The sequence below is a fragment of the Mesorhizobium sp. M2A.F.Ca.ET.067.02.1.1 genome, from assembly GCF_004023285.1.
Lineage (GTDB): Bacteria > Pseudomonadota > Alphaproteobacteria > Rhizobiales > Rhizobiaceae > Mesorhizobium.
Genome location: NZ_RZSB01001170.1, coordinates 1 through 1159 on the forward strand (window position 1 = coordinate 1; position 1159 = coordinate 1159).

Below are 1159 nucleotides of genomic sequence, written 5' to 3' on the forward strand. Positions count from 1 at the left end.
CTCCTTCGCTTCTATCCCGGCCGCACCCGGCCATTACAAACCCGTCCCCAAGGGACCACCGGCAATCGCGGTGCTGCCGTTCCAGGGCAATGGAAGCGAACCGGACGTCGGCTATATGGCCGACGGCATTGCCGAGGACATCATCTACGGTCTTTCCAACACGCGCTGGCTTTCGGTCATCGCAAAGGGATCCAGCTTTCAGTTTCGCGACGACAGCCTGGGCACAAGGCTAATCGGCAATGCGCTTGGCGCGCGCTACATCGTCAGCGGCACGCTGGCGCGCCACGACAGGCATATCCGTCTCAACGCATCGCTTACAGACACGTCGAACGGGCGCCTGGTCTGGTCGCAACGCTTCGACCGCGATCTCGTCGACATCTTCAGGCTGCGCGACCAGGTCGGCAGCGAGATCGTTTCCATCCTCGACAAGGAGGTCGATCGCGCCGAGCAGGCGCGTACGTTCCAGGTGCCGTGGGAGAGCCTTGAGACTTGGCAATTGGTCAGGCGCGGCCGCTGGCACATGAACAGGCGCACACGCCGCGACACCGACATCGCGCTCGACTTCTTCGACAGAGCCTACCGGGACGATCCGAACTCGAGCGCCGTGCTCAACGAACTGGCCTGGTGGTATTTCTGGCGGGCCTGGCTGCGTTTCGGCGACAGCGACGACCTGGAAAAGGTAGAGGAGCTTGCGCGCAAGGCGCTGCTGATGGACAGCCTCGATGCACGCCCGCATGCCTATCTCGGCGCGGCCGACATCATGCGCGGCCTGCCGGCATTGGCGGCCGAGCACCTTGCCGAGGCGATCCACATCAATCCGAGCTTCGCCTTCGCCCGCTCGGCCATGGGCAGCGCGCAACTTTTGCTTGGCGACGCGGCCGGCGCGATCCCGTTCTTTCTCGATACCGAGCGGTTGAGCCCGTTCGACCTCTATCGCTTCCACAATCTGGGTGAACTGGCCGCCGCCTATTGCTTCGTCGAGGACTGGCCGGCCGCGATCGCCACAGCCGAGCGCTCGCTCAACCTGTCGCCAAGTTACTTCTACGCCAGGTTCCTGAAGATAGGCGCCCTGATCAGAAGCGGCAGGCATGACGAGGCAGAGCGCGAGCTTGCGATTTTCATGACCCGGCATCCTGACTTTTCCGAGCAGAGGATACGC

Annotated in this window: 1 pseudogene; it reads left to right on the forward strand. The window is 63.2% G+C overall.

The features are described from left to right. Positions 1–1159, forward strand: a pseudogene (locus EOA28_RS36460) (adenylate/guanylate cyclase domain-containing protein); the annotation flags it as partial.